Genomic DNA, 24,413 nt, shown 5'->3' with positions numbered 1-24,413 from the left:
GTAATGAGATAAATTAAACTCTTCTGCGTTTTGGAGGACGACATCCGTTGTGTGGTAAAGGCGTAACATCTTTAATAGTTGTTACTTCAATACCTGCATTTTGCACAGTACGGATAGCGGACTCTCTACCTGCACCAGGTCCTTTAACAAAAACTTCAGCTTTGCGCATACCCAAATCATGGGCAACTTTAGCGCAATCTGAAGCTGCCATTTGTGCAGCGTAAGGAGTGTTCTTTTTAGAACCTTTAAAACCCATTTTACCAGCAGAAGCCCAAGATATTACTTGTCCTGCATTATTGGTTATTGAGATAATGATATTGTTAAAAGAAGCTTTAATGTGTACCTGGCCAGTTGATTCAACAACTACTACACGTTTCTTAGCTTTATCTTTTCTTTTCTGAGCCATGATCAAATATTATTTAGAAGCTTTCTTCTTGTTAGCAACTGTCTTACGCTTACCTTTTCTAGTTCTGGTGTTGTTCTTGGTACGCTGACCGCGAACAGGCAGACCTTTACGGTGTCTTAAACCTCTGTAACAACCAATATCCATCAGACGCTTGATGTGCAGTTGCACCTCAGAACGAAGCACACCTTCAGTTTTGTGCTCTGCTGCTATAATATTTCTGATCTCGCTGGCTTCATCCTCAGTCCAGTCTTTTACTTTTTTGTCAAGATCCACCCCGGCCTTAGTAAGAATTGCCTGAGACAACTTACGACCTATACCAAAAATATAAGTCAATGAAATCTCGCCTCTTTTGTTATCCGGAATATCTACTCCTGCTATTCTAGCCATACTTCTTTAATTATCCTTGTCTTTGTTTATATCTTGGATTCTTTTTGTTGATTACATAAAGCTTCCCCTTACGGCGGATAACTTTACAATCAGCGCTTCTTTTCTTAACTGATGCTTTAACTTTCATTGTATTTATTTATATCGATAAACAATTCTGCCTTTAGTAAGATCATATGGAGACATCTCCAGTTTAACCCTATCACCAGGTAAGATTTTTATGTAATTCATTCTCATCTTACCGGAAATATGTGCAACAACCTGATGACCATTTTCGAGCTCTACCCGGAACATTGCATTAGATAATGCTTCTACAATAGTACCGTCTTGTTCGATAGAGGATTGTTTCGCCATTTATTAATTATTAGCTTTTTGTATATAATCAAAAGTTGTTAAAATTTCTGCTGCATCTTTTCTTACCACCACAGTGTGTTCAAAATGCGCAGATGGTTTATTATCTTTAGTTCGGATTGTCCAACCATCGTCTTCCTGAACAATCTGTCTTGTTCCTAGGTTAATCATAGGTTCAATGGCGATAACGAGACCATTTTGCAATTTCAAGCCTTGCCCACGTTTCCCATAATTAGGGACTTCAGGTCCTTCGTGTAAATTACGGCCTAAACCATGGCCAACTAATTCCCGAACAACTGTGTAGCCATGACTTTCAGCATGTTGTTGAACCGCATAACTGACATCACCGATCCGCGAACCAATAACTGCTTTCTCAATACCTTTGTACAAAGATTCTTCAGTGACTGTTAAAAGTTTCCTTACGTCGTCTGAAACATTTCCAACTGCGTGGGTATAGGCACAATCACTATGAAACCCATTATAGAAAACACCACAATCAACAGAAATTATATCACCGTCTTGTAAAGCATACTTACTTGGCATGCCATGCACAACAGTAGAGTTTACTGATATACATAAACTATATGGAAAACCATTATAGTTCAAAAAAGATGGTTGACCGCCATTATCTTTAATAAACTCTTCCGCACGACGATCAAGTACTGCGGTAGTGACACCTTCCTTTATAAGAAGAGCTATTTCGCCATGAGCTTTGCTTAAAATCAAAGCACTCTGGCGAAGTAGCTCAATTTCTTCTTCGTTTTTGTAAAAAACCATTTATCAGGATACCATGGCGATATTCTCTGTACGGCCTCTTAGCTTACCAGATTTCATCATGCCATCGTAATGTTTCATTAATAAATAACTTTCAATTTGCTGTAGGGTATCTAAAACTACACCTACCATAATGATAAGTGAAGTCCCTCCAAAGAATTGGGAAAACTCTCTGGTAACACCTAATAACATAGCAATGGCAGGAAATATCGCTACTAAAGCTAAGTAAATTGCTCCTGGTAGTGTAATTCTGGTAAGAATAGCATCAATATATTCCGATGTTGCTTTACCAGGCTTAATACCCGGTACAAAACCACCACTTCTTTTCAAATCATCAGCAATTTGGTTTGGATTTACACTAATAGCAGTATAAAAGTAGGTAAAAATCAGAATCATTAAACCAAACACTAGATTGTACTGCCAAGAAGTAAAGTCAGAGAATGTAGATCCTATGTAATTCGCAGTATCATTTGTATCAGCCCATATAGATGCAATCATAGAAGGCAGGAACATGAGAGACTGAGCGAATATAATTGGCATTACACCTGCAGCATTAACTTTCATAGGAATAAACTGGCGCTGACCAGAATATAAAGAACTGCCTCCTACTTGTTTAGCATACTGAACAGGGATACGTCTGATTGCTTGAGTTAACATTACAACCGACATAACCACAAAGAAAAGAACAGCAAGTTCAATTAAGAATACAAATGCTTGGTTAGAAATAAATTCTGCTACTAATGCTCCCGGGAATCTGGAGATAATGCCGATCATAATCAGCATTGATATACCATTACCGATCCCTTTATCTGTAATCCGCTCACCTAACCACATACAGAATATGGTACCAGATGTAAGCACAATCATAGATAAAATGGTAAAGAGCGTGGTGTTAATGGCAATAGCTTCACTATTAATAGTGGCTACAAATCCAACAGCTTGTGCAAGCGTAATAAATATGGTAAGAACTCGGGTAATCTGATTGATTTTCTTTCGACCAGACTCACCCTCCTTCTGCATTTTTTGAAAATACGGAACGGCTATTGTAAGAAGCTGTAATACGATAGAAGCTGATATGTACGGCATGATACCTAACGCAAAGATGGACGCATTGCTAAATGCGCCACCTAAGAAAGTATCTAACAGGCCAAATAAACCACCTGTATTCGCTTTTAGTTGGTTAGGGTCAATGCCAGGTAAAACAACAAAAGAACCTAATCTGAATATAGCTATAAAACCTAAGGTGTTAAGAATTCTAATCCTTAAATCTTCAATAGCAAAAATGTTCTTTAATGTTGTTATAAACTTCTTCATACAAATATTATAGAGCTACTGTTTTACCGCCTGCTTTTTCTATAGATTCTGTAGCTGTTTTAGAAAACGCATGAGCGTGTACTTCAACACCTTTAGTTATCTCGCCTCTACCTAAAATCTTAACTCTGTCATTTTTAGATACTAATCCATTAGCTTTAAAAAAGTCAAAGTTCAGAACAGTGACTTCAGAAGACTCAATTAATGACTGAAGAATATCTAGATTGATAGCTTTGTATTCAACTCTGTTAATGTTTTTGAAGCCAAACTTAGGCACGCGCCTCTGTAATGGCATCTGACCACCTTCAAAGCCAGATTTTTGAGAATAACCTGATCGTGATTTTGCACCTTTGTGACCTCTGGTAGAAGTTCCTCCTCTACCTGAACCAGTACCTCTACCGATTCTCTTTCTGGTCTTAACAGATCCTTCTGCAGGTTGTAATGAACTTAAATACATCTTATATGTCTTTTACTTCTACCAAATGTTGAACCTTATTAACCATACCAGCAATCTGTGGAGTTAATTCAACAGTTACTGATTTGCTAATTTTACCAAGACCCAAAGCTTGAATAGTAAGCTTTTGATTCTTGGGTTTATCTATAATGCTTTTAACTTGTGTAATAGTAACCTTAGCCATTTCCCTTATCCGTTAAAAACTTTTTGTAAATTAACACCACGTTGTTGAGCAACTGCTAATGGGTCACGCATTTTAGAGAGCGCATCAAAAGTAGCTTTCACCACGTTATGTGGGTTAGACGAGCCTTTAGATTTGCAAAGTACGTCTTTAATACCAGCGCTTTCTAAAACGGCACGCATAGCACCACCGGCAATTACTCCTGTACCAGCCGCTGCCGGCTTAACTAACACAAATCCTCCAGAATATTTACCCTCCATAGCATGAGGAACTGTATGATGGTACAAAGGTACCTTTACAAGATTCTTCTTAGCATCATCTATACCTTTAGCAATGGCATCAGTTACTTCATTTGCTTTCCCCAAACCGTAGCCAACAACCCCATTACCATCGCCAACTACAACAATAGCAGCAAAGCTAAATCTTCTACCACCTTTAACAACTTTGGCAACGCGATTGATAGCTACAACTTTCTCTTTAAGCTCGATTTCGCTAGCCTTTACACTACGAATATTATTCTTTAACATAACTTTCTAGAATTTAAGACCTGCTTCGCGAGCACCTTCTGCCAATGATTTTACTTTGCCATGGTATAAATAACCAGAACGGTCAAAAACAACTTGAGTAATACCCTTACCTAAGGCTATTTCAGCAATTGCTTTACCTACTTTGCCAGATGTTTCAACATTTGCTTTAGCAACATCATCAAGTTTAGCTGAAGAGGCTGCCGCTAGTGTCACACCAGTAGTATCATCAATTATCTGTGCGTAAATAAATTTATTACTTCTAAATACAGATAATCGTGGCCTTTCAGGGGTACCAGCGATTTTATTCCTGATACCTTGCTTAATTCTGAGTCTTCTTTGTACTTTCTTAGCAGACATGATGATGATTATTTAGATGCTGTCTTACCAGCTTTTCTTCTTACAACTTCACCGACAAAACGAATACCTTTACCTTTGTAAGGCTCTACCTTGCGGAGTGATCTGATTTTAGCAGCAACCTGACCGATAAGTTGCTTGTCATTGCTTTCAAGAGTAATAACAGGTGCTTTACCTTTTTCAGTAACAGCAGTTGCAGTTACTTCTTCAGGCATTGTCATAAAGATATTATGAGAATATCCTAACGACAGTTCAAGAACTTTACCTTGCATAGCAGCTTTGTAACCTACACCAACAAGTTCAAGTTTTTCCTGATACCCCTTAGTAACACCTTCGATCATATTAAAGATAAGCGAACGGTATAAACCGTGCATAGCTTTATGACGTTTCTGCTCAGTAGGACGATCTACAATAAGTTGATTTTCCTCTTGTTTTATAATAATGTCTTTATCAACCTGAGTTGATAAAGAGCCTTTTGGTCCTTTTACAGTAACTAAATTTTGATCAGAAACTGAAACTTCGATACCAGTGGACAGGTTGATTGGCAATTTTCCTATACGTGACATTGTCTACCCTCCTATATTAATAAACGTAACATAAAACTTCGCCGCCGATGTTTTGATCTCTAGCTTCTTTTTCTGTCATTACACCTTTTGATGTTGAAAGAATTGAGATACCGAGACCATTTAACACTCTAGGTAGGTTATCATGACCAGTGTACTTACGTAGCCCTGGCTTACTTATCCTCTCTAATTTCACAATAGCAGACTGCTTAGTGCTAGGATTGTATTTCAGAGCGACCTTGATGGTACCTTGAACTCCGGAATCATCAAATTTGTAACTTTGAATATATCCTTTGTCGTATAATACTTTCGTAATCTCTTTTTTGATATTGCTAGATGGTATTTCAACAACCCTGTGATTCGCTTTAATTGCGTTTCTGAGTCTAGTTAAATAATCTGCTATTGGATCTGAGTTCATACTTTTAATAATTGCTTTTTTATAAGCGAGCCGCAAAGATACAAAAATATTTTCAACTTTTGCAACCTGTTCGCAAATTTTACCAGCTAGCTTTAGTTACACCAGGAATTTTACCAGCAGAAGCAAGCTCTCTGAAAGTAACACGAGAGATACCAAACTTTCTCATATATCCTCTTGGTCTTCCGGTAAGTTTGCAACGATTATGTAGTCTTACAGGAGAAGAATTTTTCGGTAATTTATCTAAACCTTCGTAATCTCCTTTTGCTTTCAGCTCAGCTCTTTTAGTGGCATACTTAGCTACCAACTTCTGTCTCTTAAGCTCTCTTGCTTTTATTGCTTCTTTCGCCATTTTGTTTATTTATTAATATTAGTGAAAGGCATACCAAATGCTTTAAGAAGTTCATAGCTTTCTTCGTCAGTCTGAGCTGTCGTTACAAATGTTATGTCCATACCACTTATTGCTTTGATCTTGTCAATGCTAATTTCCGGGAAAATGATCTGCTCTTTAACACCGAGTGTATAGTTGCCACGGCCATCAAATCCTTTGTCACTAACGCCTCTAAAATCACGAACCCTAGGTAGTGCAATCGTTAATAAACGATCGAGGAATTCGTACATCTTCTCGCCTCTTAATGTAACACGGGCACCGATTGGCATTCCTTCACGAAGTTTAAAGTTCGAGACAGATTTTTTAGCTATGGTAGCAACAGCCTTCTGACCCGTAATAGTAGACAACTCTTCAACACCAATATCAACTAACTTCTTATCCGCAACAGCAGCACCAATACCTTTGTTGATGGAGATTTTAGTAAGCTTTGGCACCTGCATGATGTTCTTGTACTGGAACTTCTCTTTCAGGGCAGGAACTACATCCTTTTGATATATTTCTTTAAATCTTGCAGTAGCCATATTAAATTACTTCTCCTGTCTTTTTAGAATAACGCTCTGTTTTACCTTCGCTATTTGTTCTTCTGGCAGTTTTTGTTATTTCACCCGATTTAGGATCCACAATTGCAACGTTGCTCACATGAATGGGAGCTTCTACCTTTGAAATACCACCTTGTGGATTTTTAGCACTAGGTTTAGTGTGTTTAGTAACTAAGTTTAAACCCTCAATTACTACTTTTTGCTTCTCAATATTTACAGAAACAATGCGGCCTGTTTTGCCACGCTCGTCACCAGCAATTACTTTAACTGTATCGCCAGTTTTTACATGAAGTTTATTCTTATTCATTATTAATTCTGAATTAGGGATTAAAGAACTTCAGGTGCCAACGAAACAATTTTCATAAACTGTTTTTCACGCAGTTCACGAGCAACCGGTCCGAAAATCCGCGTACCACGTGGTTCATTGTTCGCATTAAGTAATACGGCTGCGTTATCATCAAAACGGATATAAGACCCGTCTTTTCTCCTGACTTCTTTCTTTGTTCTTACAATAACTGCCTTAGAAACAGTTCCTTTTTTTACGTTACCAGAAGAAAGAGCTGATTTAACAGTTACAACTATTCTATCTCCGATAGAGGCATACTTTTTACCAGTACCACCTAACACACGAATGCACAGAACCTCTTTTGCGCCGCTATTGTCAGCCACAGTTAATCTTGATTCCTGTTGTATCATTTTATTTCGCCCTTTCTATTATTTCAACTAAACGCCAGTTTTTGTTCTTGCTAAGCGGACGAGTTTCCTGAATACGAACAGTGTCTCCAATGTTGCATTCATTTTTTTCATCGTGCGCCATGAATTTTGTGGATTTGTTAACGAATTTTCCGTACATCGGATGTTTCATTTTGCTTTCCACAAGTACAGTGATAGATTTGTCCATCTTGTTGCTAACAACCTTACCACTTCTTTCTTTTCTAAGATTTCTCTCTTCCATGATCTTTTAAGTAATTAAGATTTAGCTTCTAATTCACGACGACGAATCTCTGTATTCAGTCTGGCAATTACACGCTTAGTCTCACGTATTCTCATTGGGTTCTCCAGTGGAGATATGGCATGTGCAAAACGCAGGTTTTGCATATTAGAGCTCTCAGCGCTTAGCTTCTCTTTTAGCTCGTCTAAAGATAAAGCCTTTATCTCTGAATTTTTCATAACTATTTCTCAACGTAATCTCTACGTACTACAAATTTTGTTTTTACCGGAAGCTTCTGTGCAGCAAGTCTTAAAGACTCTTTCGCTACTTCTAATGAAACTCCGTCAGATTCGAACATGATAGTTCCAGGTTTAACAACTGCTACCCAATACTCAGGGGAACCTTTACCTTTACCCATACGAACTTCAGCAGGCTTCTTGGTAATAGGCTTATCAGGAAAAATTCTAATCCAAACCTGGCCTTCTCGTTTCATAGCTCTGGTCATAGCAATACGCGCAGACTCAATCTGACGACTTGTTATCCAGGAAGCTTCAAGTGATTTGATTGCAAAGGAACCAAATGAAATAGTACTGCCTCTATGAGCCAGACCATTCACGCGGCCTTTATGCATTTTTCTATATTTAGTCCTTTTAGGCTGTAACATCTCTGTACTTAATTAATGTTAGCAATCAATTATTGACGACGCTTATTATTACGCTTAGGAGCGCCAGCACCCTCTTTCTTGTTGCGGTTACCACCACGGCGGTCACCACCACGTTCATTACCTGGTGCGCTAGGCCCACCTTTGCTCTCAATTCCAGCGTTTGGTGTTAGGTCTTTCTTACCGTAAACTTCACCTCTAAAGATCCATACTTTGATCCCAAGTTTTCCGTAAACAGTCTGCGCTTCAGAAAGAGCATAATCAATATCAGCACGAAGTGTATGAAGTGGAGTCCTTCCTTCTTTGTAGTGTTCGGTTCTTGCCATTTCAGCACCACCTAAGCGGCCTGAAACCTGAACTTTGATACCTTCAGCGCCTACACGAAGAGCAGAGGCTATTGCCTGCTTCATAGCACGACGGAAAGAAATACGCGCTTGTAATTGTTGAGCTATAGACTCTCCAACTAATTTCGCATCTAACTCAGGACGCTTAATTTCAAAAATGTTAATTTGAACATCTTTGTTTGTAAGCTTCTTAAGTTCTTCCTTGATTTTATCTACTTCCTGACCTCCTTTACCAATAACGACACCAGGACGAGCCGTATTAATAGTGATGGTAATACGCTTAAGCGTTCTTTCAATAATGATTTTAGAGATACCTCCTTTAGGGATACGTGCTAAAATATACTTTCTGATTTTCTCGTCTTCAACTAGTTTCTCAGCGAAATCTTTACCGCCATACCAGTTTGAATCCCAACCTTTGATAACTCCGAGTCGAAAACCGATAGGATTTACTTTCTGTCCCATAATTCTTACTTAGTGGCTTTTTTAGATTTCTTTGACTGCTGCTCCAGTTGCTCATCTGTTAAGCTGTCGATGATAACTGTCACATGATTTGACCTTTTTCTGATTCTGTGACCACGGCCTTGAGGCGCGGGACGCAGACGCTTCAGCATTTTACCTTCATTAACAAAGATCTCTTTTACATAAAGATTTGCATCTTCAACACGAACATCTTCATTTTTCAACTGCCAGTTAGATAAAGCTGACAATAAAAGTTTTTCAACTCTTTCTGCACCAGAATTGGGTTCAAATTTAAGTAATCCAAGTGCTTTAGATACGCTCTTACCACGTATCAAACCTGCCACTAATCTCATTTTGCGAGGAGAAGTAGGCACATTATTTAATTTTGCTACTGCTTCCATTATTATCTCCTGCCTTTATCTTTTTTAGCAACGTGACCTCTAAAGTTCCTGGTAGGGGCGAATTCACCTAATTTATGTCCTACCATGTTTTCAGTTACATAAACCGGTATAAATTTATTTCCGTTATGTACTGCGAAAGTGTGACCTACAAAATCCGGAGAGATCATTGATCTTCTTGACCAGGTTTTAATAACTGACTTTTTGCCAGACTCGTTCAACACTTCAACTTTTTTCTCAAGCCTAAAGTCAATATAAGGCCCTTTTTTTAATGATCTAGCCATTTATTTTTTCTTTCCTCTACTAACTATAAACTGTTCTGAATACTTCTTAGGCTTTCTTGTTTTCAAACCTTTTGCGTATAAGCCTTTACGTGAACGCGGATGACCACCAGAAGACTTACCTTCACCACCACCCATAGGGTGATCTACTGGGTTCATAGCAACACCACGTACTCTCGGACGCTTACCTAACCATCTGTTACGGCCTGCCTTACCTAAGTTCACATTCATGTGATCAGAGTTTGACACAGTACCTACAGTAGCCTGGCACGTGACTAATACCATGCGTAATTCACCAGAAGGAAGTTTAATAGTAGCATAGCGACCTTCTCTAGCTACTAACTGAGCATAAGAACCCGCACTTCTAGCTAGAACAGCACCATTACCTGGCTGAAGCTCAATATTGTGAATGATTGTACCTAGAGGAATCTCAGATAAAGGAAGGCAGTTACCTACTTCTGGAGCAATACCTGATCCAGAAATAACAGTGGTACCTACTTGTATGCCCGCAGGAGCAATGATATAACTTTTCTCACCATCCGCATAATGCAAAAGAGCAATGCGAGCAGTTCTATTTGGATCGTACTCTACTGTTTTTACTGTAGCTGGAACGCCATGTTTCGTTCTCTTGAAGTCGATTATTCTGTACTTCTGCTTATGGCCACCACCAAGGTAGCGCATTGTCATTCTACCAGAATTATTTCGTCCACCAGATTTTTTAATAGGTGCCAACAAAGATTTCTCTGGAGTAGCTGTTGTGATTTCATCAAACGCTGGGGCTACTCTAAACCTTTGACCTGGTGTTGTCGGTCTTAATTTTTTTAAAGCCATTGTGTTTTTAAATTATATGCCGCTGTAAAAGTCAATGATATCACCTTCTTTCACGGTCACGATTGCTTTTTTTATAGAAGCCGTTCGGCCAGTTACAGCACCAGATTTTGTGTGCTTTGTTTTTAACTTCCCAAGCGTTTTCATAGTAGCTACCTTTTCTACAGTAACACCATAAAGCTTTTCTACTGCCTTCTTGATCTCAACTTTATTAGCAGTTTTCACCACTTCAAAAGCATATTTACCAACCTCGTTCATGGCAGCGTATTTTTCTGTTACAAGCGGTCTTTTAAGAACGTTCATTATTTTGCGCTAAAGAGGTTTTCCAAATTATTTACTGAATCTTCTACCAGAAGAAGTTTCTCTGTATTCAACAAATCGTAAGTGTTGATATTGTTTACAGATGAAATCTTAAACTTAGGCAAATTTCTGCTTGAAAGCAGAACGTTAGCATCTATTGAAGAAGCTACAAGAAGGGTTTTACCTGTTGCCTGTAGGTTATTTAAGATACCTCTAAGTTCTTTAGTTTTAGGTGCTTCGAAAGTAAAGGACTCAACTAAAGCTACTTTATTATCACGTGCTAAAAGAGACAGCGCAGAAAGACGAGCAACTGACTTTAACTTCTTATTAAGTTTAAAAGAATAGTTTCTTGGCCGCGGACCGAATACTCTACCCCCACCTACAAAATGAGGTGCTTTAATGCTACCTGCACGAGCTCCACCCGTACCCTTTTGTTTCTTAATCTTTTTGGTAGAACCAGCAACTTCGTTTCGCTCTTTGGCTTTATGTGTCCCTTGTCTCTGGTTTGCCAGATACTGCTTCACGTCAAGATACATTGCATGCTGATTTGGCTCAACACCAAATACAGCATCAGAAAGAGTTACCTTTCTACCTGTATCTTCACCTTTGATATTCAATACAGAAAGCTCCATTTTATTTCTCAATTAACACGTAAGAATTTTTGGCACCTGGTATAGAGCCACTAACAACTAACAGATTTTTATCTGCAATAACTCGCAACACAGTTAAGTTTTGGATTGTAACCCTGTTACCACCCATTCTACCTGCCATACGCATACCTTTAAACACACGTGATGGCCAAGAACAGGCTCCAATTGAACCAGGGTGTCTTGCTCTGTTGTGCTGACCGTGAGTCTGCCCGCCAACACCGGCAAAATTGTGACGTTTCACAACGCCCTGAAACCCTTTACCTTTTGATGTCCCAATAACATCAACAAATTCACCTTCAACGAAAAGATTAACATCTACTTGATCACCAAGGCTTAATGAAATGCCTTCAGCGTCAAATTCTGCTACTTTTTTCTTTGGAGCTGTGTTAGCTTTCTTAAAATGACCTGCTTCCGCTTTAGTTACTCTCTTCAGCTTCTTCTCGCCATAGCCTAACTGTACAGCTTGATAGCCGTCAGTCTCTACTGTCTTCACTTGAGTAACTACACACGGGCCTGCTTGAATAAGCGTTACTGGCGTGTATTTACCATCTGCAGTGAAGAGGCTTGTCATTCCGATTTTTTTACCGATAATTCCAGGCATTCGACTTTTTTGTTTAGATGGAAATGATATTTTGTTCCCCTCAGTTTCGCTAAGGGAGTGCAAAGATAGTGAATTTTTATTTTCCTTTGCAACCTTTACTTAAAATATTTATTATCAATTAGGTACTAAAAAAAAGAGAACCGATTTCGCGGTTCTCTTTTTAATCAGATGCTTTACTTATCAAACTTTAATTTCAACATCAACACCGCTAGGAAGCTCTAATTTCATTAAGGCATCAACTGTTTTTGAGCTGGTAGAGTAAATATCTACTAATCTTTTATAAGTGCAAAGTTGAAACTGCTCACGAGATTTCTTATTCACGTGTGGTGAACGTAAAACAGTGAACTTATCTTTCTCTGTCGGAAGTGGAATGGGTCCGCTTACAATAGCACCTGTAGCTTTAACAGCTTTAACAATCTTCTCAGAAGATTTATCAACCAGGTTATGATCGTAAGATTTAAGTTTTATTCTAATTTTCTGATTCATTATTTCTACTACTATTTAGCTGCAGTTCCTTTTAATTTTGCAATGATCCCATCTGCCAGGTTTTGTGGTACTTGCTCATAATGAGAGAAAGTAAGTGATGCAGTAGCTCTTCCTGAAGTAATGGTTCTTAAATCTGTTACATATCCGAACAGTTCTGAAAGTGGAACATCAGCTTTAACTACCGTTGCAGTTCCTTTCGTATCCATACCTTTCATCAGACCTCTTCTTCTGTTTAAGTCACCAGTTACCGGACCTGTGTATTCATCAGGAGTAACTACATCAACAGCCATAATTGGTTCGAGAAGTTTTGGCGCACATTGTTTACCGGCCTCTTTAAAGCCTTGGCGACCTGCTAATTCAAAAGAAAGAGCATCAGAGTCTACATCGTGGAAAGAACCGTGGAATAAACGAACTTTCATAGAATCTATTGGGAAACCTGCCAGAATACCATTTTTCATGGCTTCCTCAAATCCTTTCTGTACAGCAGGAATGAATTCTTTCGGAATAACACCACCAACAATTGCATTCACAAACTCCAGACCTTGCTTACCATCTTCTCGCGGTCCCATTTCAAATACAATGTCTGCGAATTTACCGCGACCACCAGATTGTTTCTTGAATACTTCCCTATGCTCAACAGACTTGGTTATTGTCTCTTTGTAAGCTACCTGAGGAGCACCCTGGTTCAGTTCAACTTTGAACTCTCTCTTCATCCTGTCGATAATGATCTCCAGGTGAAGCTCGCCCATACCTCTAAGGATTGTCTGACCAGTTTCCTCATCAGTATTCACCTGTAGTGTTGGATCTTCTTCAATCAATTTAGCGATTGCCATACCCATTTTATCTGAGTCAGCCTGAGTTTTTGGCTCTATAGCATATCCGATAACTGGCTCTGGGAACTCCATTGATTCCAGAACGATTTTCGCATTCTGATCGCAAAGTGTATCGCCTGTCTTAATATCTTTAAAACCTACTACAGCGCCAATATCTCCCGCTTCCAGCCTATCGATCTGGTTCTGCTTATTAGCGTGCATTTGGAAGATACGAGAAATACGCTCCTTGTTATTAGACCTTGTGTTGTATACATAAGACCCTGACTCTAGTACACCTGAGTAAGCTCTCACGAAACAAAGACGGCCTACATAAGGGTCTGTCGCAATTTTAAATCCAAGGCCGGCGAAAGGCTCCGTCACACTAGGCTTACGAGCTATTTCATTACCTGTGTCAGGATCTATACCTTTAATGCTTTCTTTGTCTAAAGGCGAAGGACAAAGAGCCATCACATAATCAAGCATTGTCTGGACTCCCTTGTTCTTGAATGAAGAACCGCAAAGCATAGGAACAATTGCCAGGTCAATTGTTGCAGCACGAAGAGCTGCCAGTATTTCATCCTCAGTGATTGATGCAGGATCTTCGAAGTATTTTTCCATCAAAGACTCATCATATTCAGCTACCGCTTCAAGAAGCTTTTCTCTGTATTCCTCTGCTTCTTCCAACATATCATCTGGAATCGGAACTTCAGTAAAAGTCATTCCTTTATCTTCTTCATTCCAAACAATGCCTCTAAAGTTTACCAGGTCAACAACACCTTTAAAGTTATCTTCAGAACCTATTGGTAATTGAAGTGCAACCGCATTGCTACCTAGCATTTCTTTCACTTGCTTACACACTGCTAAGAAGTCAGCCCCAGATCGGTCCATTTTGTTAACGAAACCGATACGTGCTACTTTATAGTTATCAGCAAGGCGCCAGTTTGTTTCTGACTGTGGCTCTACCCCATCTACCGCACTGAAAAGGAACACAAGACCATCAAGTACACGTAATGAACGGTTTACCTCTACTGTAAAGTCCACGTGTCCTGGTGTATCAATGATGTTGATGTGGTAAGGATTTCCTCTATAGTTCCAGGCAACAGTTACGGCAGCAGAAGTAATAGTAATACCTCTCTCCTGCTCCTGCTCCATCCAGTCTGTTGTGGCACCACCTTCGTGAACTTCCCCTAACTTGTGAGATTTACCAGTATAGTATAGTATTCGCTCTGTTGTGGTTGTTTTACCAGCATCAATGTGAGCCGCTATACCAATATTCCTTGTATATTTTAAGTCTCTTGCCATTAATTAGAATCTAAAGTGTGAGAATGCTTTGTTTGCCTCGGCCATTCTGTGCGTATCGTCTTTCTTTTTAACGGCAGCACCTTCACCTTTAGCAGCAGCAATGATTTCACCTGCTAACTTATCTTTCATGGTCTTCTCACCTCTTTTGCGAGAGTAAGAAATCATCCACTTAATACCCAGAGATACTCTGCGGTCCGGACGAACCTCAGTCGGCACTTGGAATGTAGCTCCTCCAACTCTGCGGCTTTTAACCTCAACGCTCGGCATGATGTTATTCAATGCTTTCTTCCAGGTTTCAACTCCGCTTTCTTTTGTTCTTTGCTCTACTAGATCTACAGCATCATAGAAGATACCATATGCAACACTTTTTTTCCCGTCTTCCATTAAATAGTTAACGAAACGTGTTATTAAGGTCTCTTTATATTTTGGATCTGGAAGGAGAACTCTACTTTTAGGCTTTGCTTTTCTCATTGTATTAAAAACTATTAATTATTTTTTCTTACCACCTTTACCTGCTGCTGCAGCTGGTTGACCTGGTTTAGGTCTCTTAGCACCATACTTGGAACGGCTTTGCAGACGGCCGCTTACACCGGCAGTGTCCAGAGCGCCACGTACAATGTGGTAACGTACACCTGGAAGGTCTTTAACTCTACCTCCTCTGATCAACACTATTGAGTGTTCCTGAAGGTTGTGTCCTTCACCGGGTATGTAAGCATTTACTTCCTTTCCGTTTGTAAGTCTTACCCTGGCTACTTTACGCATAGCGGAGTTAGGCTTCTTAGGAGTAGTTGTATATACTCTAGTACATACGCCACGTCTTTGAGGACATGAATCTAAGGCAGGAGATTTAGATTTTGATGTTAACTTCTCTCTTCCCTTTCTTACTAATTGCTGTATAGTAGGCATTTACAATCTGTTAATTATCGATTTTTCTACTCAAAAATTTGGTTTGCAAAGGTATTAATTTCTGATTGCAAATTCAAATTTTAATTCATTAATTCTTAGCACCTTAGGCCTCGCCTATGGTTCCTCCAAAATTCATTGGGAAAGACGGAGCATCATTTCCCTGTTTTATCTCTCCAAAGCTCGCCTCAAATTTTTGAATATTATCTGCCAGAGCCGCCAAAAGTCTTTTGGCATGCTCTGGTGTGATAATTATTCTTGATTTAACTTTTGCTTTAGGCAAACCAGGCATCAGCTTAATAAAATCAATCACAAATTCACTGCTCGAATGCGCGATCATGGCTAGATTTGCATACTGGCCTTCCGCAATTTCTTCCGTCAGCTCAATGTTTATTTGGTTCTGATTTTGAATTTCTTCTGCCATTGGCTGCTTGCTTATCTATTTTGTAGTTCCTGCTGTTTAGAGCGAGAGGCGGACTTTTTTGATTCTACTAATGATTCATACTCGTCATTATTTCCAACTATCAGTCTTTGATATTCACGCAGACCTGTACCAGCTGGTATCAGATGTCCAACTATTACGTTCTCTTTCAGACCTAATAGTTCATCTGCTTTTCCCTTAATGGCAGCTTCGCTAAGCACCTTCGTTGTTTCCTGGAAAGACGCTGCAGAAATAAAGCTTTGTGTACCTAATGACGCTTGTGTAATACCTTGTAGTGTTGGTCTAGATACAGATGGTTGAGCATCTCTTACCGTTACCAGTTTCAAATCCCTGCGTTTCAAGCTGGAATTTTCATCACGTAGTCTCCTGGCCGAAACAATTTGGCCAGGTTTAAGATTTGGAGAATCACCAGCATCTTCAACTACTTTCATGTCAATGATTCTATCATTTTCTTCCATGAATGTAATTTTGTCCACTACTTGGTGCTCCAGGAAGCTAGTGTCTCCAGCCTCCAATACTACCACCTTCTGCATCATTTGGCGTACTACGACCTCAATGTGCTTATCGTTAATCTTAACCCCTTGCAAGCGGTATACTTCCTGAATCTCATTTACAAGATATTCCTGTACAGCCCCTGGTCCCTGAATACTGAGTATATCATTAGGAGTAATAGCACCATCTGATAATGGCATACCAGCACGGATAAAGTCATTATCCTGAACCAGGATATGCTTCGACAAAGGCACCATGTACTTCTTCTTCACACCATCTTTCGATTCAATATAAATTTCACGGTTACCTCTTTTCACACTTCCGTAGGTTACCACACCGTCTATCTCAGAAACAACAGCCGGGTTAGAAGGATTACGAGCTTCAAATAGTTCCGTCACACGAGGCAGACCACCAGTGATGTCTCTTGTTTTACCAATCGCACGGGGAATTTTAACAAGAATCTGACCTGCTTTTATTTTCTCACCGTCTTCAACTGTTAAGTGAGCGCCTACCGGTATGTTGTATCCTTTAGCCTCTCCGTTTGCAGGATTAACAATGATAGCAGGGTTTTGGGTTTTGTCTTTGGTATCAACAATTACCTTTTCGCGATATCCTGTCTGCTCATCTGATTCCTCACGATAAGTAATACCTTCAATAATGGACTCATAAGTGATAACACCGTCAAACTCTGAAAGGATAACAGCATTATAAGGATCCCAGCTACAAATCTGATCACCTTTCTCTACCATCTGGCCATCGTTCACCACTATAAATGAACCATAGGGCACGTGGTTGCTGATGAACAGTTTTCCAGTAGTCGGATCAACAATCTTAACTTCACCAGAACGGCCCATCACCACTTTCACAGAATCTCCTTCGTTGTTGATCGTATCGATTGTACGAACATCTTCAAACTCAATTTTACCAGCAAATTTAGCTTTGATTGTAGCATCTACTGCAATGTTTGACGCAGTACCACCTACGTGGAATGTACGCAGAGTTAGCTGAGTACCTGGCTCACCAATAGACTGTGCAGCAATTACACCAACTGCCTCGCCTTTCTGCACCATAAAGCCTGTCGCCAGGTTACGGCCATAGCACTTAGCACAAATACCACGCTTAGATTCACAAGTAAGTACTGAACGTATCTCTACAGTTTCAATCGCAGTGTTCTCAATCGCACGTGCAACTTCTTCTGTTACTTCAGAGCCTGATTCAACAATTAAATCGTTTGTGATCGGATCATATACATCGTGAACGGTTACACGACCAAGGATACGCTCAGATAATGATTCAACAATATCTTCATTGTCTTTCAGTGCGCTTACTTCCAGACCTCTCAGAGTACCGCAATCTTCCTCATTCACAATTACGTCTTGCGATACATCTACCAGACGACGTGTCAAGTAACCAGCATCCGCTGTTTTAAGAGCTGTATCTGCCAGACCTTTACGTGCACCGTGTGTAGAGATGAAATACTCGATTACATCCAGACCTTCCTTAAAGTTAGATAGAATAGGGTTTTCGATAATTTCACCTACTGAACCTTGAAGCGATTTCTGTGGCTTAGCCATCAGACCTCTCATACCACCTAACTGACGAATCTGCTCTCTAGAACCACGTGCGCCGGAGTGCATCATCATAAAGATGGAGTTGAAACCTTGGTCATCATTTTCGAGACGACGCATCAACGTTTCCGTAATCTGGTTGTTGATACGAGTCCAGATATCAATTACCTGATTGTAACGCTCATTATCTGTAATCAGACCCATAGAGTAGTTAGCCCAAACAGCATCTACTTCTTTTTTAGCCTGATTAACTAATTTATCTTTTTCAGCAGGAATCTGGATATCGCCAAGTCCCATGGACAAACCGCCTTTGTAAGCCGACTGGAAACCTAACGTTTTAATATCATCCAGGAAGTGAGCTGTGCGGGCCATGCCTGTTTCCTTGAACACTCTGGAGATAATCTGCTGTAATTTCTTCTTAGTAAGCAGTTCGTCTACGAAACCTACTTCTTCAGGCACAAACTGGTTAAAGATAACACGACCAGCAACTGTCTCAATTGACTTAGTCACTAACTCGCCTTTTTCATCTTTAACTTTTGTTCTTACTTTAATGTAGGCTTGTTTAGAAAGTCTGCCTTCATTTATAGCAATAATTACTTCCTCAGCTGAGTAAAAACTCATGCCTTCACCAGCAATTTTCTCGTGTTCTGTACTACGCTTTCCTTTAGAAACATAGTATAGACCAAGTACCATGTCCTGAGAAGGTACTGCAATAGGAGCACCGTTCGCAGGGTTCAGGATGTTATGTGAGGCAAGCATGAGCATAGACGCTTCCAGTACAGCAGCAGGTCCAAGTGGAACATGCACTGCCATCTGGTCACCGTCAAAGTCAGCGTTAAATGCTGTACACACCAATGGGTGGAGCTGAATCGCTTTACCTTCGATTAGTTTTGGCTGGAATGCCTGAATACCTAATCTGTGGAGTGTAGGGGCACGGTTAAGGAGCACTGGATGGCCTTTCAGCACATTCTCCAGAATATCCCAAACAACAGGATCTTTACGATCTACTATCTTCTTAGCAGACTTTACTGTTTTTACAATTCCCCTTTCAATCAGCTTTCGGATGATGAACGGCTTGAAAAGTTCAGCTGCCATATTTTTTGGCAGACCACACTCATGAAGCTTAAGTTCAGGACCAACAACAATTACTGAACGACCAGAATAGTCAACACGCTTTCCAAGTAAGTTCTGACGGAAACGACCTTGCTTACCCTTCAGCATATCAGAAAGAGATTTCAGTGCGCGGTTTCCTTCTGCACGAACAGCATTCACTTTACGTGAGTTGTCGAACAATGAGTCAACTGCTTCCTGCAGCATACGCTTCTCATTACGAAGGATAACTTCAGGTGCTTTAATTTCGATCAAACGCTTCAGACGGTTGTTACGAATGATAACTCGTCGGTAAAGGTCATTCAAGTCGGAAGTCGCAAAACGACCACCATCTAAAGGAACAAGTGGGCGTAATTCTGGCGGTATAACAGGAACCATGCGGATGATCATCCACTCAGGCCTGTTTTCGATACGTGTTGTTGCATCCCGGAATGCTTCCACTACTCTAAGGCGCTTTAAGGCTTCTGCCTTACGTTGCTGCGATGTTTCGTGTGCTGCTGCGTGACGAAGCTCGTATGATAAGTCATCCAGGTTCGTACGCTCCAATAACATCTGCAATGCTTCAGCTCCCATTTTAGCGATGAACTTATTCGGATCATTATTATCCAGAATTTGGTTCTCGCGGGGAAGCTTGTCAATCATATCCAAGTATTCATCTTCTGTCAGGAAGTCAAGTAAATTAACTCCATCTTCTGCCAGAATACCTGGTTGAATAACTACATATCTCTCATAGTAAATTATCTGATCAAGCTTTTTAGTTGGCAAGCCTAATAGATAACCAATTTTATTTGGTAGAGATTTAAAATACCAGATATGCGCTACAGGCACAACAAGCTCTATGTGGCCCATGCGCTCTCGACGAACTTTCTTCTCAGTCACCTCTACACCGCAACGGTCGCAGATAATGCCTTTGTATCTGATCCTTTTGTACTTTCCGCAGTGGCATTCCCAGTCCTTTACTGGTCCGAATATTCTTTCGCAGAATAATCCACCCATCTCAGGCTTGTAGGTTCTATAGTTGATGGTCTCAGGCTTTGTTACCTCTCCGTTAGAACGTTCCAGAATCGACTCTGGTGAAGCTAAGCTTATCGTTACTTTCGAGAAGTCCTGAGTTAATTTTTTATTTTTTGCAAATGCCATATTATTATAATAATGTCGATACAATGATATGCTACACAGCTCTACAGTATAAAGTGCACGAAGCGCTTTGGCATTTGCCGCAGCGCTTAGTGCATCTTTTTATTCCAATGTGATTTCTAATGCCAGACCCCTTAACTCATGAATCAATACATTAAATGATTCCGGTATATTTGGTTTAGGCAGAACATCACCCTTCACAATGGCCTCATATGCTTTCGCACGACCAATCACATCATCCGATTTAACAGTTAGGATTTCCTGAAGAACATTTGATGCACCGAATGCCTCAAGTGCCCACACTTCCATTTCACCGAAACGCTGACCACCAAACTGCGCTTTACCACCAAGTGGCTGCTGCGTGATGAGGGAGTATGGTCCGATAGAACGAGCGTGCATCTTATCATCTACCAAGTGTCCTAGTTTCAGCATGTAAATTACACCTACTGTAACAGGCTGGTCAAAACGATCACCAGATAAACCATCAAACAGGTAAGAGCGTCCGAAGTGTGGCAGACCAGCCTCAGCTAATTCTGCCGAAACCTGCTCCTCTGTAGCGCCGTCAAAAATTGGAGTAGCATATGTTCTACCTAATTTCTTTCCTGCCCATCCTAGTACCGTTTCGTAAATCTGACCGATGTTCATCCTGGAAGGTACACCTAATGGGTTAAGGACTATATCCATTGGCTCACCAGTCTCCAAGAACGGCATGTCTTCCTCACGCACAATTCTGGCTACTACACCTTTGTTACCATGTCGGCCAGCCATCTTATCACCTACCTTCAGCTTACGCTTTTTAGCGATGTATACTTTGGCCAACTGCACGATACCAGCAGGTAATTCGTCTCCAACTTCTAATGTGAAACGCTCACGCTTGAAATGTGCAGAGGTGATGTTGCGACGCTTGTTATAATTTTTAACAAGTTCCACCAGCATATTGTTTGCTTTCTCATCCTCTGTCCAATTCTCCAGAATTAAGTCCTTGAACATGTTAACCTCTTCCGGAACAGCATAATTGCTTTCATCCTTGTATGGGTTCTTTTCAGGGAAGAGAGCCTCTATAATATTTTTTCTAGAGAATTTTGAGCCCTTCGTAAGAATTTCATCACCAAACTTGTGCTTGATGCCATTAGTTGTTTTACCTTCTAGTAAAGCCACTAACTTGTCAACCATCACATTTTTGATAGCTGTTAAATCCTTTGAATATTTTACTTTCAGCTCTTCAACCTCTTTCTTAGATTTAGCCCGGAGGTTCTTATCTTTCTTAGGTCTTGAGAAAAGTTTTGTTTCAATAACAACTCCGTTAAGTGATGGCGGCGCCTTAAGAGAGGCATCTTTCACATCACCTGCTTTGTCACCGAATATTGCGCGAAGTAATTTTTCCTCTGGCGTTGGATCAGTCTCACCTTTAGGAGTAATCTTACCAATTAGAATATCGCCTTCGGTTACTTCAGCACCAATTCTGATGATACCATTCTCATCCAGGTTTCGTACTGCTTCCTCGCTTACGTTGGGTATTTCAGAAGTAAGTTCTTCTTCACCACGTTTCGTTTCACGAACTTCCAACTCAAACTCCTCAATGTGAATGGAGGTGAACACATCATCACGTACAACTTTTTCTGAAATTACAATAGCATCCTCAAAATTGTAACCTTGCCACGGCATAAAAGCAACCTGCAAGTTTCTTCCTAATGCCAATTCACCATTATTTGTGGCGTAGCCCTCACACAGTGGTTGTCCTTTAGTTACACGCTGGCCAGTGTAGACAATTGGAGTAAGGTTAATACAGGTATCCTGGTTAGTTCTTCTGAACTTGATCAGTTTATAAGTAACGTACTCTGCATCAAAGGCAACTAATTTCTCTTCTTCCGTTAGATCGTACTTTACTACAATCTTAGTAGAATCTACAAAATCAATTATCCCATCACCTTCTGCAATAACCAATGCTCTTGAGTCAATAGCTGAGCGTCTTTCCAGACCTGTACCAACAATTGGAGCCTGAGGCTTCAGCAATGGTACTGCCTGGCGCTGCATGTTAGATCCCATCAGGGCACGGTTTGCATCATCATGTTCCAGGAATGGTATCAGAGAAGCGGCCACAGATACAATCTGGTTTGGCGCAACATCCATATAAGAATATGTGCTTGGCTCTTCAACCGGGAAGTCACCTTCGAAACGGCCTTTTACTCTGTCGTTAACAAAATTTCCATTCTCATCGATTATGGCATTTGCCTGTGCAATATGGTGCGTATCCTCTTCTTCAGCAGTAAGGTACTCTACGGTTCCATCTATATTAACTTTACCTTCTGCCACCTTACGGTAAGGAGTCTCGATAAAGCCCATGTGGTTTACCCGTGCGTGCACGCACAATGAAGAGATCAAACCGATGTTTGGTCCTTCTGGTGTTTCAATTGTACATAAGCGACCATAGTGAGTATAATGAACGTCACGTACCTCAAAACCTGCACGCTCTCTTGAAAGACCACCTGGCCCCAGAGCGGAAACACGACGTTTGTGTGTTACTTCTGCCAGAGGGTTAGTCTGGTCCATGAATTGAGAAAGCTGGTTTGTACCGAAGAAGGAGTTGATCACGGAAGACAATGTACGTGCATTGATCAAATCAACTGGTTTAAAGTCTTCGTTGTCACGTACGTTCATACGCTCCTTAATAGTACGAGCCATACGGGCAAGACCTACGCCAAACTGGGCGTAAAGCTGCTCACCTACTGTTCTTACACGGCGGTTGCTTAAGTGGTCAATATCATCTACAACAGCTTTAGAGTTGATCAGACCAATCAGGTACTTAACAATAAGAACAATGTCTTCGTTTGTCAGTACTTTTGCGTCCCAATTGGTATCTAACCCTAGCTTCTTATTGATTCTATAACGGCCAACTTCACCTAAATCGTAACGCTTGTCTGAGAAGAACAATTTCTGTATAATATCACGAGCTGTTTCTTCATCAGGCGCTTCAGTATTTCGAAGCTGACGGTAGATTTGCTCTACTGCCTCCTTTTCAGAATTTGAATTATCTTTTTGAAGCGTGTTATAAATGATGGCATAATCCGCGATGTTCACATTTTCACGGTGCAGAATAACTGACTGAACGCCTGAATCTAAAATGATATTGATATCTTCGGCAGTAATTTCAGAGTCCCGCTCTAAAAGCACTTCATTTCTATCAATAGATACAACTTCACCTGTATCTTCATCTACAAAGTCTTCTGTCCAGGTTCTTAAAACCCTTGCAGCAAGTCTTCTACCGGCAGCATTCTTGAGGTTCTCCTTTGTTGCAGGCATTTCTTCAGAAAGGCCAAACAAATCGAGAATATCCTTATCTGTTCCGTAACCGATAGCACGTAATAAAGTAGTAACTGGGAATTTCTTCTTACGGTCGATATAGGCATACATTACGTTATTTACGTCTGTCGCAAATTCAACCCAAGAACCTTTAAAAGGAATTATTCTGGCAGAATATAGTTTTGTTCCGTTTGTATGCTTACTTTGTGCGAAGAATACACCCGGTGATCTGTGCAATTGAGAAACAATTACCCGCTCAGCTCCATTGATAACAAATGAGCCTCTTTCAGTCATATATGGGATATTCCCTAAGAAAACTTCCTGCTCAATTGTCTCAAAATCTTCATTATCTTCGTCGTTACAGATAAGGCGAAGCTTAGCCTTGAGTGGCACAGAATACGTTAATCCTCTATCGATACATTCATCAACAGAGTACTTTGGAGGATCTATATGATAATCGATAAACTCCAGAACGAAGTTTTCTCTTGAATCAGATATTGGAAAGTTCTCAGCAAACACCTTGAACAAACCTTCCTGAGCTCTATTTTCAGCTGGAGTCTCCAACTGGAAAAAGTCCTGAAATGACTGAAGCTGAACATCTAAAAAGTCAGGATAGTCGATAACATGCTTTATAGAAGCAAAATTGATTCGCTCTTTCGTTTTATTCTTAGCCAAAGACATTGAATTTTAACGTTTACATTTTGACTTAGACACATAAATGTTAAAACATTATGTGCAAAAAAAGGATTCAAAAATTG

The 24,413-nt window shown here is 40.2% G+C and carries 33 protein-coding genes; all 33 read right to left on the bottom strand.

Annotated features, from left to right (window positions below):
- Positions 1–13 precede the first annotated feature (13 nt).
- Complete coding sequence (gene rpsK, locus FVR03_RS04160; protein WP_147920507.1) at positions 14–406, bottom strand: 30S ribosomal protein S11; 393 nt, start codon at positions 404–406, stop codon at positions 14–16.
- A 9-nt stretch (positions 407–415) separates the two neighbouring features.
- The gene (gene rpsM, locus FVR03_RS04155; protein ID WP_147920506.1) at positions 416–793 is read right to left on the bottom strand and encodes a 30S ribosomal protein S13; all 378 of its coding nucleotides are present in this window, start codon (positions 791–793) and stop codon (positions 416–418) included.
- A gap of 10 nt (positions 794–803) precedes the next feature.
- Positions 804–920 (bottom strand): type B 50S ribosomal protein L36, encoded by a 117-nt coding sequence (ykgO, locus tag FVR03_RS04150; RefSeq protein WP_034256541.1) that lies wholly within the window; start codon positions 918–920, stop codon positions 804–806.
- A 5-nt stretch (positions 921–925) separates the two neighbouring features.
- The gene (gene infA, locus FVR03_RS04145) at positions 926–1,144 is read right to left on the bottom strand and encodes a translation initiation factor IF-1 (protein WP_025609076.1); all 219 of its coding nucleotides are present in this window, start codon (positions 1,142–1,144) and stop codon (positions 926–928) included.
- Between the two features lie 3 nt (positions 1,145–1,147).
- On the bottom strand, positions 1,148–1,918 hold the full coding sequence (gene map / locus FVR03_RS04140; RefSeq protein WP_147920505.1) for a type I methionyl aminopeptidase: 771 nt from the start codon (positions 1,916–1,918) through the stop codon (positions 1,148–1,150).
- 3 nt (positions 1,919–1,921) lie between these two features.
- Positions 1,922–3,229 carry a preprotein translocase subunit SecY gene (gene secY, locus FVR03_RS04135; RefSeq protein WP_147920504.1) on the bottom strand — a complete coding sequence of 436 codons (1,308 nt, stop codon included), beginning with the start codon at positions 3,227–3,229 and terminating at the stop codon, positions 1,922–1,924.
- 7 nt (positions 3,230–3,236) lie between these two features.
- The gene (gene rplO / locus FVR03_RS04130) at positions 3,237–3,683 is read right to left on the bottom strand and encodes a 50S ribosomal protein L15 (protein WP_147920503.1); all 447 of its coding nucleotides are present in this window, start codon (positions 3,681–3,683) and stop codon (positions 3,237–3,239) included.
- Between the two features lies 1 nt (position 3,684).
- The gene (gene rpmD, locus FVR03_RS04125; RefSeq protein WP_147920502.1) at positions 3,685–3,864 is read right to left on the bottom strand and encodes a 50S ribosomal protein L30; all 180 of its coding nucleotides are present in this window, start codon (positions 3,862–3,864) and stop codon (positions 3,685–3,687) included.
- A 5-nt stretch (positions 3,865–3,869) separates the two neighbouring features.
- The gene (gene rpsE / locus FVR03_RS04120) at positions 3,870–4,388 is read right to left on the bottom strand and encodes a 30S ribosomal protein S5 (protein WP_147920501.1); all 519 of its coding nucleotides are present in this window, start codon (positions 4,386–4,388) and stop codon (positions 3,870–3,872) included.
- Between the two features lie 6 nt (positions 4,389–4,394).
- The gene (gene rplR / locus FVR03_RS04115; protein ID WP_147920500.1) at positions 4,395–4,745 is read right to left on the bottom strand and encodes a 50S ribosomal protein L18; all 351 of its coding nucleotides are present in this window, start codon (positions 4,743–4,745) and stop codon (positions 4,395–4,397) included.
- 8 nt (positions 4,746–4,753) lie between these two features.
- Positions 4,754–5,308 carry a 50S ribosomal protein L6 gene (rplF, locus tag FVR03_RS04110; RefSeq protein ID WP_147920499.1) on the bottom strand — a complete coding sequence of 185 codons (555 nt, stop codon included), beginning with the start codon at positions 5,306–5,308 and terminating at the stop codon, positions 4,754–4,756.
- Between the two features lie 16 nt (positions 5,309–5,324).
- The gene (rpsH, locus tag FVR03_RS04105) at positions 5,325–5,723 is read right to left on the bottom strand and encodes a 30S ribosomal protein S8 (protein ID WP_147920498.1); all 399 of its coding nucleotides are present in this window, start codon (positions 5,721–5,723) and stop codon (positions 5,325–5,327) included.
- Between the two features lie 79 nt (positions 5,724–5,802).
- On the bottom strand, positions 5,803–6,072 hold the full coding sequence (gene rpsN, locus FVR03_RS04100; RefSeq protein ID WP_147920497.1) for a 30S ribosomal protein S14: 270 nt from the start codon (positions 6,070–6,072) through the stop codon (positions 5,803–5,805).
- A 5-nt stretch (positions 6,073–6,077) separates the two neighbouring features.
- Positions 6,078–6,632: a 50S ribosomal protein L5 gene (gene rplE / locus FVR03_RS04095; RefSeq protein ID WP_147920496.1), complete on the bottom strand. Its 555-nt coding sequence runs from the start codon at positions 6,630–6,632 to the stop codon at positions 6,078–6,080.
- 1 nt (position 6,633) lies between these two features.
- Entirely contained in the window at positions 6,634–6,957 is a 324-nt protein-coding gene (gene rplX / locus FVR03_RS04090) for a 50S ribosomal protein L24 (RefSeq protein ID WP_147920495.1), read from the bottom strand.
- A gap of 20 nt (positions 6,958–6,977) precedes the next feature.
- Positions 6,978–7,346: a 50S ribosomal protein L14 gene (gene rplN / locus FVR03_RS04085; protein ID WP_147920494.1), complete on the bottom strand. Its 369-nt coding sequence runs from the start codon at positions 7,344–7,346 to the stop codon at positions 6,978–6,980.
- Between the two features lies 1 nt (position 7,347).
- Positions 7,348–7,605: a 30S ribosomal protein S17 gene (rpsQ, locus tag FVR03_RS04080; protein ID WP_147920493.1), complete on the bottom strand. Its 258-nt coding sequence runs from the start codon at positions 7,603–7,605 to the stop codon at positions 7,348–7,350.
- Between the two features lie 14 nt (positions 7,606–7,619).
- Entirely contained in the window at positions 7,620–7,820 is a 201-nt protein-coding gene (gene rpmC, locus FVR03_RS04075; protein ID WP_147920492.1) for a 50S ribosomal protein L29, read from the bottom strand.
- Positions 7,821–7,822: 2 nt separating this feature from the next.
- On the bottom strand, positions 7,823–8,245 hold the full coding sequence (rplP, locus tag FVR03_RS04070; protein ID WP_147920491.1) for a 50S ribosomal protein L16: 423 nt from the start codon (positions 8,243–8,245) through the stop codon (positions 7,823–7,825).
- A 29-nt stretch (positions 8,246–8,274) separates the two neighbouring features.
- Positions 8,275–9,048, bottom strand: a complete 774-nt coding sequence (gene rpsC / locus FVR03_RS04065) for a 30S ribosomal protein S3 (protein WP_147920490.1) — start codon at positions 9,046–9,048, stop codon at positions 8,275–8,277.
- Between the two features lie 5 nt (positions 9,049–9,053).
- Positions 9,054–9,446, bottom strand: a complete 393-nt coding sequence (rplV, locus tag FVR03_RS04060; protein ID WP_147920489.1) for a 50S ribosomal protein L22 — start codon at positions 9,444–9,446, stop codon at positions 9,054–9,056.
- Between the two features lie 2 nt (positions 9,447–9,448).
- Positions 9,449–9,727: a 30S ribosomal protein S19 gene (rpsS, locus tag FVR03_RS04055; RefSeq protein ID WP_147920488.1), complete on the bottom strand. Its 279-nt coding sequence runs from the start codon at positions 9,725–9,727 to the stop codon at positions 9,449–9,451.
- Positions 9,728–10,555 (bottom strand): 50S ribosomal protein L2, encoded by an 828-nt coding sequence (rplB, locus tag FVR03_RS04050; RefSeq protein WP_147920487.1) that lies wholly within the window; start codon positions 10,553–10,555, stop codon positions 9,728–9,730.
- A gap of 12 nt (positions 10,556–10,567) precedes the next feature.
- On the bottom strand, positions 10,568–10,855 hold the full coding sequence (gene rplW / locus FVR03_RS04045; RefSeq protein WP_147920486.1) for a 50S ribosomal protein L23: 288 nt from the start codon (positions 10,853–10,855) through the stop codon (positions 10,568–10,570).
- On the bottom strand, positions 10,855–11,484 hold the full coding sequence (gene rplD, locus FVR03_RS04040) for a 50S ribosomal protein L4 (protein WP_147920485.1): 630 nt from the start codon (positions 11,482–11,484) through the stop codon (positions 10,855–10,857). The genes rplW and rplD overlap by 1 nt, the downstream gene beginning before the upstream one ends.
- A gap of 1 nt (position 11,485) precedes the next feature.
- Positions 11,486–12,103 carry a 50S ribosomal protein L3 gene (rplC, locus tag FVR03_RS04035; RefSeq protein ID WP_147920484.1) on the bottom strand — a complete coding sequence of 206 codons (618 nt, stop codon included), beginning with the start codon at positions 12,101–12,103 and terminating at the stop codon, positions 11,486–11,488.
- Positions 12,104–12,283: 180 nt separating this feature from the next.
- A complete protein-coding gene (gene rpsJ / locus FVR03_RS04030; protein ID WP_007654312.1) occupies positions 12,284–12,589 on the bottom strand; it encodes a 30S ribosomal protein S10 in 306 nt (101 codons plus the stop codon).
- Between the two features lie 11 nt (positions 12,590–12,600).
- Positions 12,601–14,703: an elongation factor G gene (fusA, locus tag FVR03_RS04025; RefSeq protein ID WP_147920483.1), complete on the bottom strand. Its 2,103-nt coding sequence runs from the start codon at positions 14,701–14,703 to the stop codon at positions 12,601–12,603.
- A gap of 3 nt (positions 14,704–14,706) precedes the next feature.
- Entirely contained in the window at positions 14,707–15,174 is a 468-nt protein-coding gene (rpsG, locus tag FVR03_RS04020; RefSeq protein WP_147920482.1) for a 30S ribosomal protein S7, read from the bottom strand.
- Between the two features lie 18 nt (positions 15,175–15,192).
- On the bottom strand, positions 15,193–15,609 hold the full coding sequence (rpsL, locus tag FVR03_RS04015; RefSeq protein ID WP_115565639.1) for a 30S ribosomal protein S12: 417 nt from the start codon (positions 15,607–15,609) through the stop codon (positions 15,193–15,195).
- A 103-nt stretch (positions 15,610–15,712) separates the two neighbouring features.
- A complete protein-coding gene (locus tag FVR03_RS04010; RefSeq protein ID WP_147920481.1) occupies positions 15,713–16,030 on the bottom strand; it encodes a DUF3467 domain-containing protein in 318 nt (105 codons plus the stop codon).
- A gap of 11 nt (positions 16,031–16,041) precedes the next feature.
- Positions 16,042–20,358: a DNA-directed RNA polymerase subunit beta' gene (gene rpoC, locus FVR03_RS04005; RefSeq protein WP_147920480.1), complete on the bottom strand. Its 4,317-nt coding sequence runs from the start codon at positions 20,356–20,358 to the stop codon at positions 16,042–16,044.
- 99 nt (positions 20,359–20,457) lie between these two features.
- Positions 20,458–24,336: a DNA-directed RNA polymerase subunit beta gene (gene rpoB, locus FVR03_RS04000; RefSeq protein ID WP_147920479.1), complete on the bottom strand. Its 3,879-nt coding sequence runs from the start codon at positions 24,334–24,336 to the stop codon at positions 20,458–20,460.
- Between the last annotated feature and the right edge of the window lie 77 nt (positions 24,337–24,413).

Source organism: Pontibacter qinzhouensis, from assembly GCF_008017455.1.
GTDB classification, from domain to species: Bacteria; Bacteroidota; Bacteroidia; order Cytophagales; family Hymenobacteraceae; genus Pontibacter; species Pontibacter qinzhouensis.
Note: the sequence above shows the minus strand (reverse complement) of the source record. Positions and strands in the feature narration are given on the sequence as shown.

Bases quoted from the DNA above. Each gene is read 5' to 3' on its own strand.
- rplN (WP_147920494.1), bottom strand. From the start codon at position 7,346: ATGATACAACAGGAATCAAGATTAACTGTGGCTGACAATAGCGGCGCA.
- rpoC (WP_147920480.1), bottom strand. From the start codon at position 20,358: ATGGCATTTGCAAAAAATAAAAAATTAACTCAGGACTTCTCGAAAGTA.
- secY (WP_147920504.1), bottom strand. From the start codon at position 3,229: ATGAAGAAGTTTATAACAACATTAAAGAACATTTTTGCTATTGAAGAT.
- rpsK (WP_147920507.1), bottom strand. From the start codon at position 406: ATGGCTCAGAAAAGAAAAGATAAAGCTAAGAAACGTGTAGTAGTTGTT.
- rpsJ (WP_007654312.1), bottom strand. From the start codon at position 12,589: ATGAATCAGAAAATTAGAATAAAACTTAAATCTTACGATCATAACCTG.
- rplF (WP_147920499.1), bottom strand. From the start codon at position 5,308: ATGTCACGTATAGGAAAATTGCCAATCAACCTGTCCACTGGTATCGAA.
- rpsN (WP_147920497.1), bottom strand. From the start codon at position 6,072: ATGGCGAAAGAAGCAATAAAAGCAAGAGAGCTTAAGAGACAGAAGTTG.
- rpmC (WP_147920492.1), bottom strand. From the start codon at position 7,820: ATGAAAAATTCAGAGATAAAGGCTTTATCTTTAGACGAGCTAAAAGAG.
- rplW (WP_147920486.1), bottom strand. From the start codon at position 10,855: ATGAACGTTCTTAAAAGACCGCTTGTAACAGAAAAATACGCTGCCATG.
- rpsG (WP_147920482.1), bottom strand. From the start codon at position 15,174: ATGAGAAAAGCAAAGCCTAAAAGTAGAGTTCTCCTTCCAGATCCAAAA.
- rplO (WP_147920503.1), bottom strand. From the start codon at position 3,683: ATGTATTTAAGTTCATTACAACCTGCAGAAGGATCTGTTAAGACCAGA.
- rpsM (WP_147920506.1), bottom strand. From the start codon at position 793: ATGGCTAGAATAGCAGGAGTAGATATTCCGGATAACAAAAGAGGCGAG.
- rpsE (WP_147920501.1), bottom strand. From the start codon at position 4,388: ATGTTAAAGAATAATATTCGTAGTGTAAAGGCTAGCGAAATCGAGCTT.
- rplV (WP_147920489.1), bottom strand. From the start codon at position 9,446: ATGGAAGCAGTAGCAAAATTAAATAATGTGCCTACTTCTCCTCGCAAA.
- rplX (WP_147920495.1), bottom strand. From the start codon at position 6,957: ATGAATAAGAATAAACTTCATGTAAAAACTGGCGATACAGTTAAAGTA.
- fusA (WP_147920483.1), bottom strand. From the start codon at position 14,703: ATGGCAAGAGACTTAAAATATACAAGGAATATTGGTATAGCGGCTCAC.
- rpmD (WP_147920502.1), bottom strand. From the start codon at position 3,864: ATGGCTAAGGTTACTATTACACAAGTTAAAAGCATTATAGATAAACCC.
- rpsC (WP_147920490.1), bottom strand. From the start codon at position 9,048: ATGGGACAGAAAGTAAATCCTATCGGTTTTCGACTCGGAGTTATCAAA.
- map (WP_147920505.1), bottom strand. From the start codon at position 1,918: ATGGTTTTTTACAAAAACGAAGAAGAAATTGAGCTACTTCGCCAGAGT.
- rplC (WP_147920484.1), bottom strand. From the start codon at position 12,103: ATGCCTGGAATTATCGGTAAAAAAATCGGAATGACAAGCCTCTTCACT.
- ykgO (WP_034256541.1), bottom strand. From the start codon at position 920: ATGAAAGTTAAAGCATCAGTTAAGAAAAGAAGCGCTGATTGTAAAGTT.
- FVR03_RS04010 (WP_147920481.1), bottom strand. From the start codon at position 16,030: ATGGCAGAAGAAATTCAAAATCAGAACCAAATAAACATTGAGCTGACG.
- rplB (WP_147920487.1), bottom strand. From the start codon at position 10,555: ATGGCTTTAAAAAAATTAAGACCGACAACACCAGGTCAAAGGTTTAGA.
- rplP (WP_147920491.1), bottom strand. From the start codon at position 8,245: ATGTTACAGCCTAAAAGGACTAAATATAGAAAAATGCATAAAGGCCGC.
- rpsS (WP_147920488.1), bottom strand. From the start codon at position 9,727: ATGGCTAGATCATTAAAAAAAGGGCCTTATATTGACTTTAGGCTTGAG.
- rpoB (WP_147920479.1), bottom strand. From the start codon at position 24,336: ATGTCTTTGGCTAAGAATAAAACGAAAGAGCGAATCAATTTTGCTTCT.
- rpsL (WP_115565639.1), bottom strand. From the start codon at position 15,609: ATGCCTACTATACAGCAATTAGTAAGAAAGGGAAGAGAGAAGTTAACA.
- rplD (WP_147920485.1), bottom strand. From the start codon at position 11,484: ATGGAGCTTTCTGTATTGAATATCAAAGGTGAAGATACAGGTAGAAAG.
- rpsH (WP_147920498.1), bottom strand. From the start codon at position 5,723: ATGAACTCAGATCCAATAGCAGATTATTTAACTAGACTCAGAAACGCA.
- rplE (WP_147920496.1), bottom strand. From the start codon at position 6,632: ATGGCTACTGCAAGATTTAAAGAAATATATCAAAAGGATGTAGTTCCT.
- rplR (WP_147920500.1), bottom strand. From the start codon at position 4,745: ATGTCTGCTAAGAAAGTACAAAGAAGACTCAGAATTAAGCAAGGTATC.
- infA (WP_025609076.1), bottom strand. From the start codon at position 1,144: ATGGCGAAACAATCCTCTATCGAACAAGACGGTACTATTGTAGAAGCA.
- rpsQ (WP_147920493.1), bottom strand. From the start codon at position 7,605: ATGGAAGAGAGAAATCTTAGAAAAGAAAGAAGTGGTAAGGTTGTTAGC.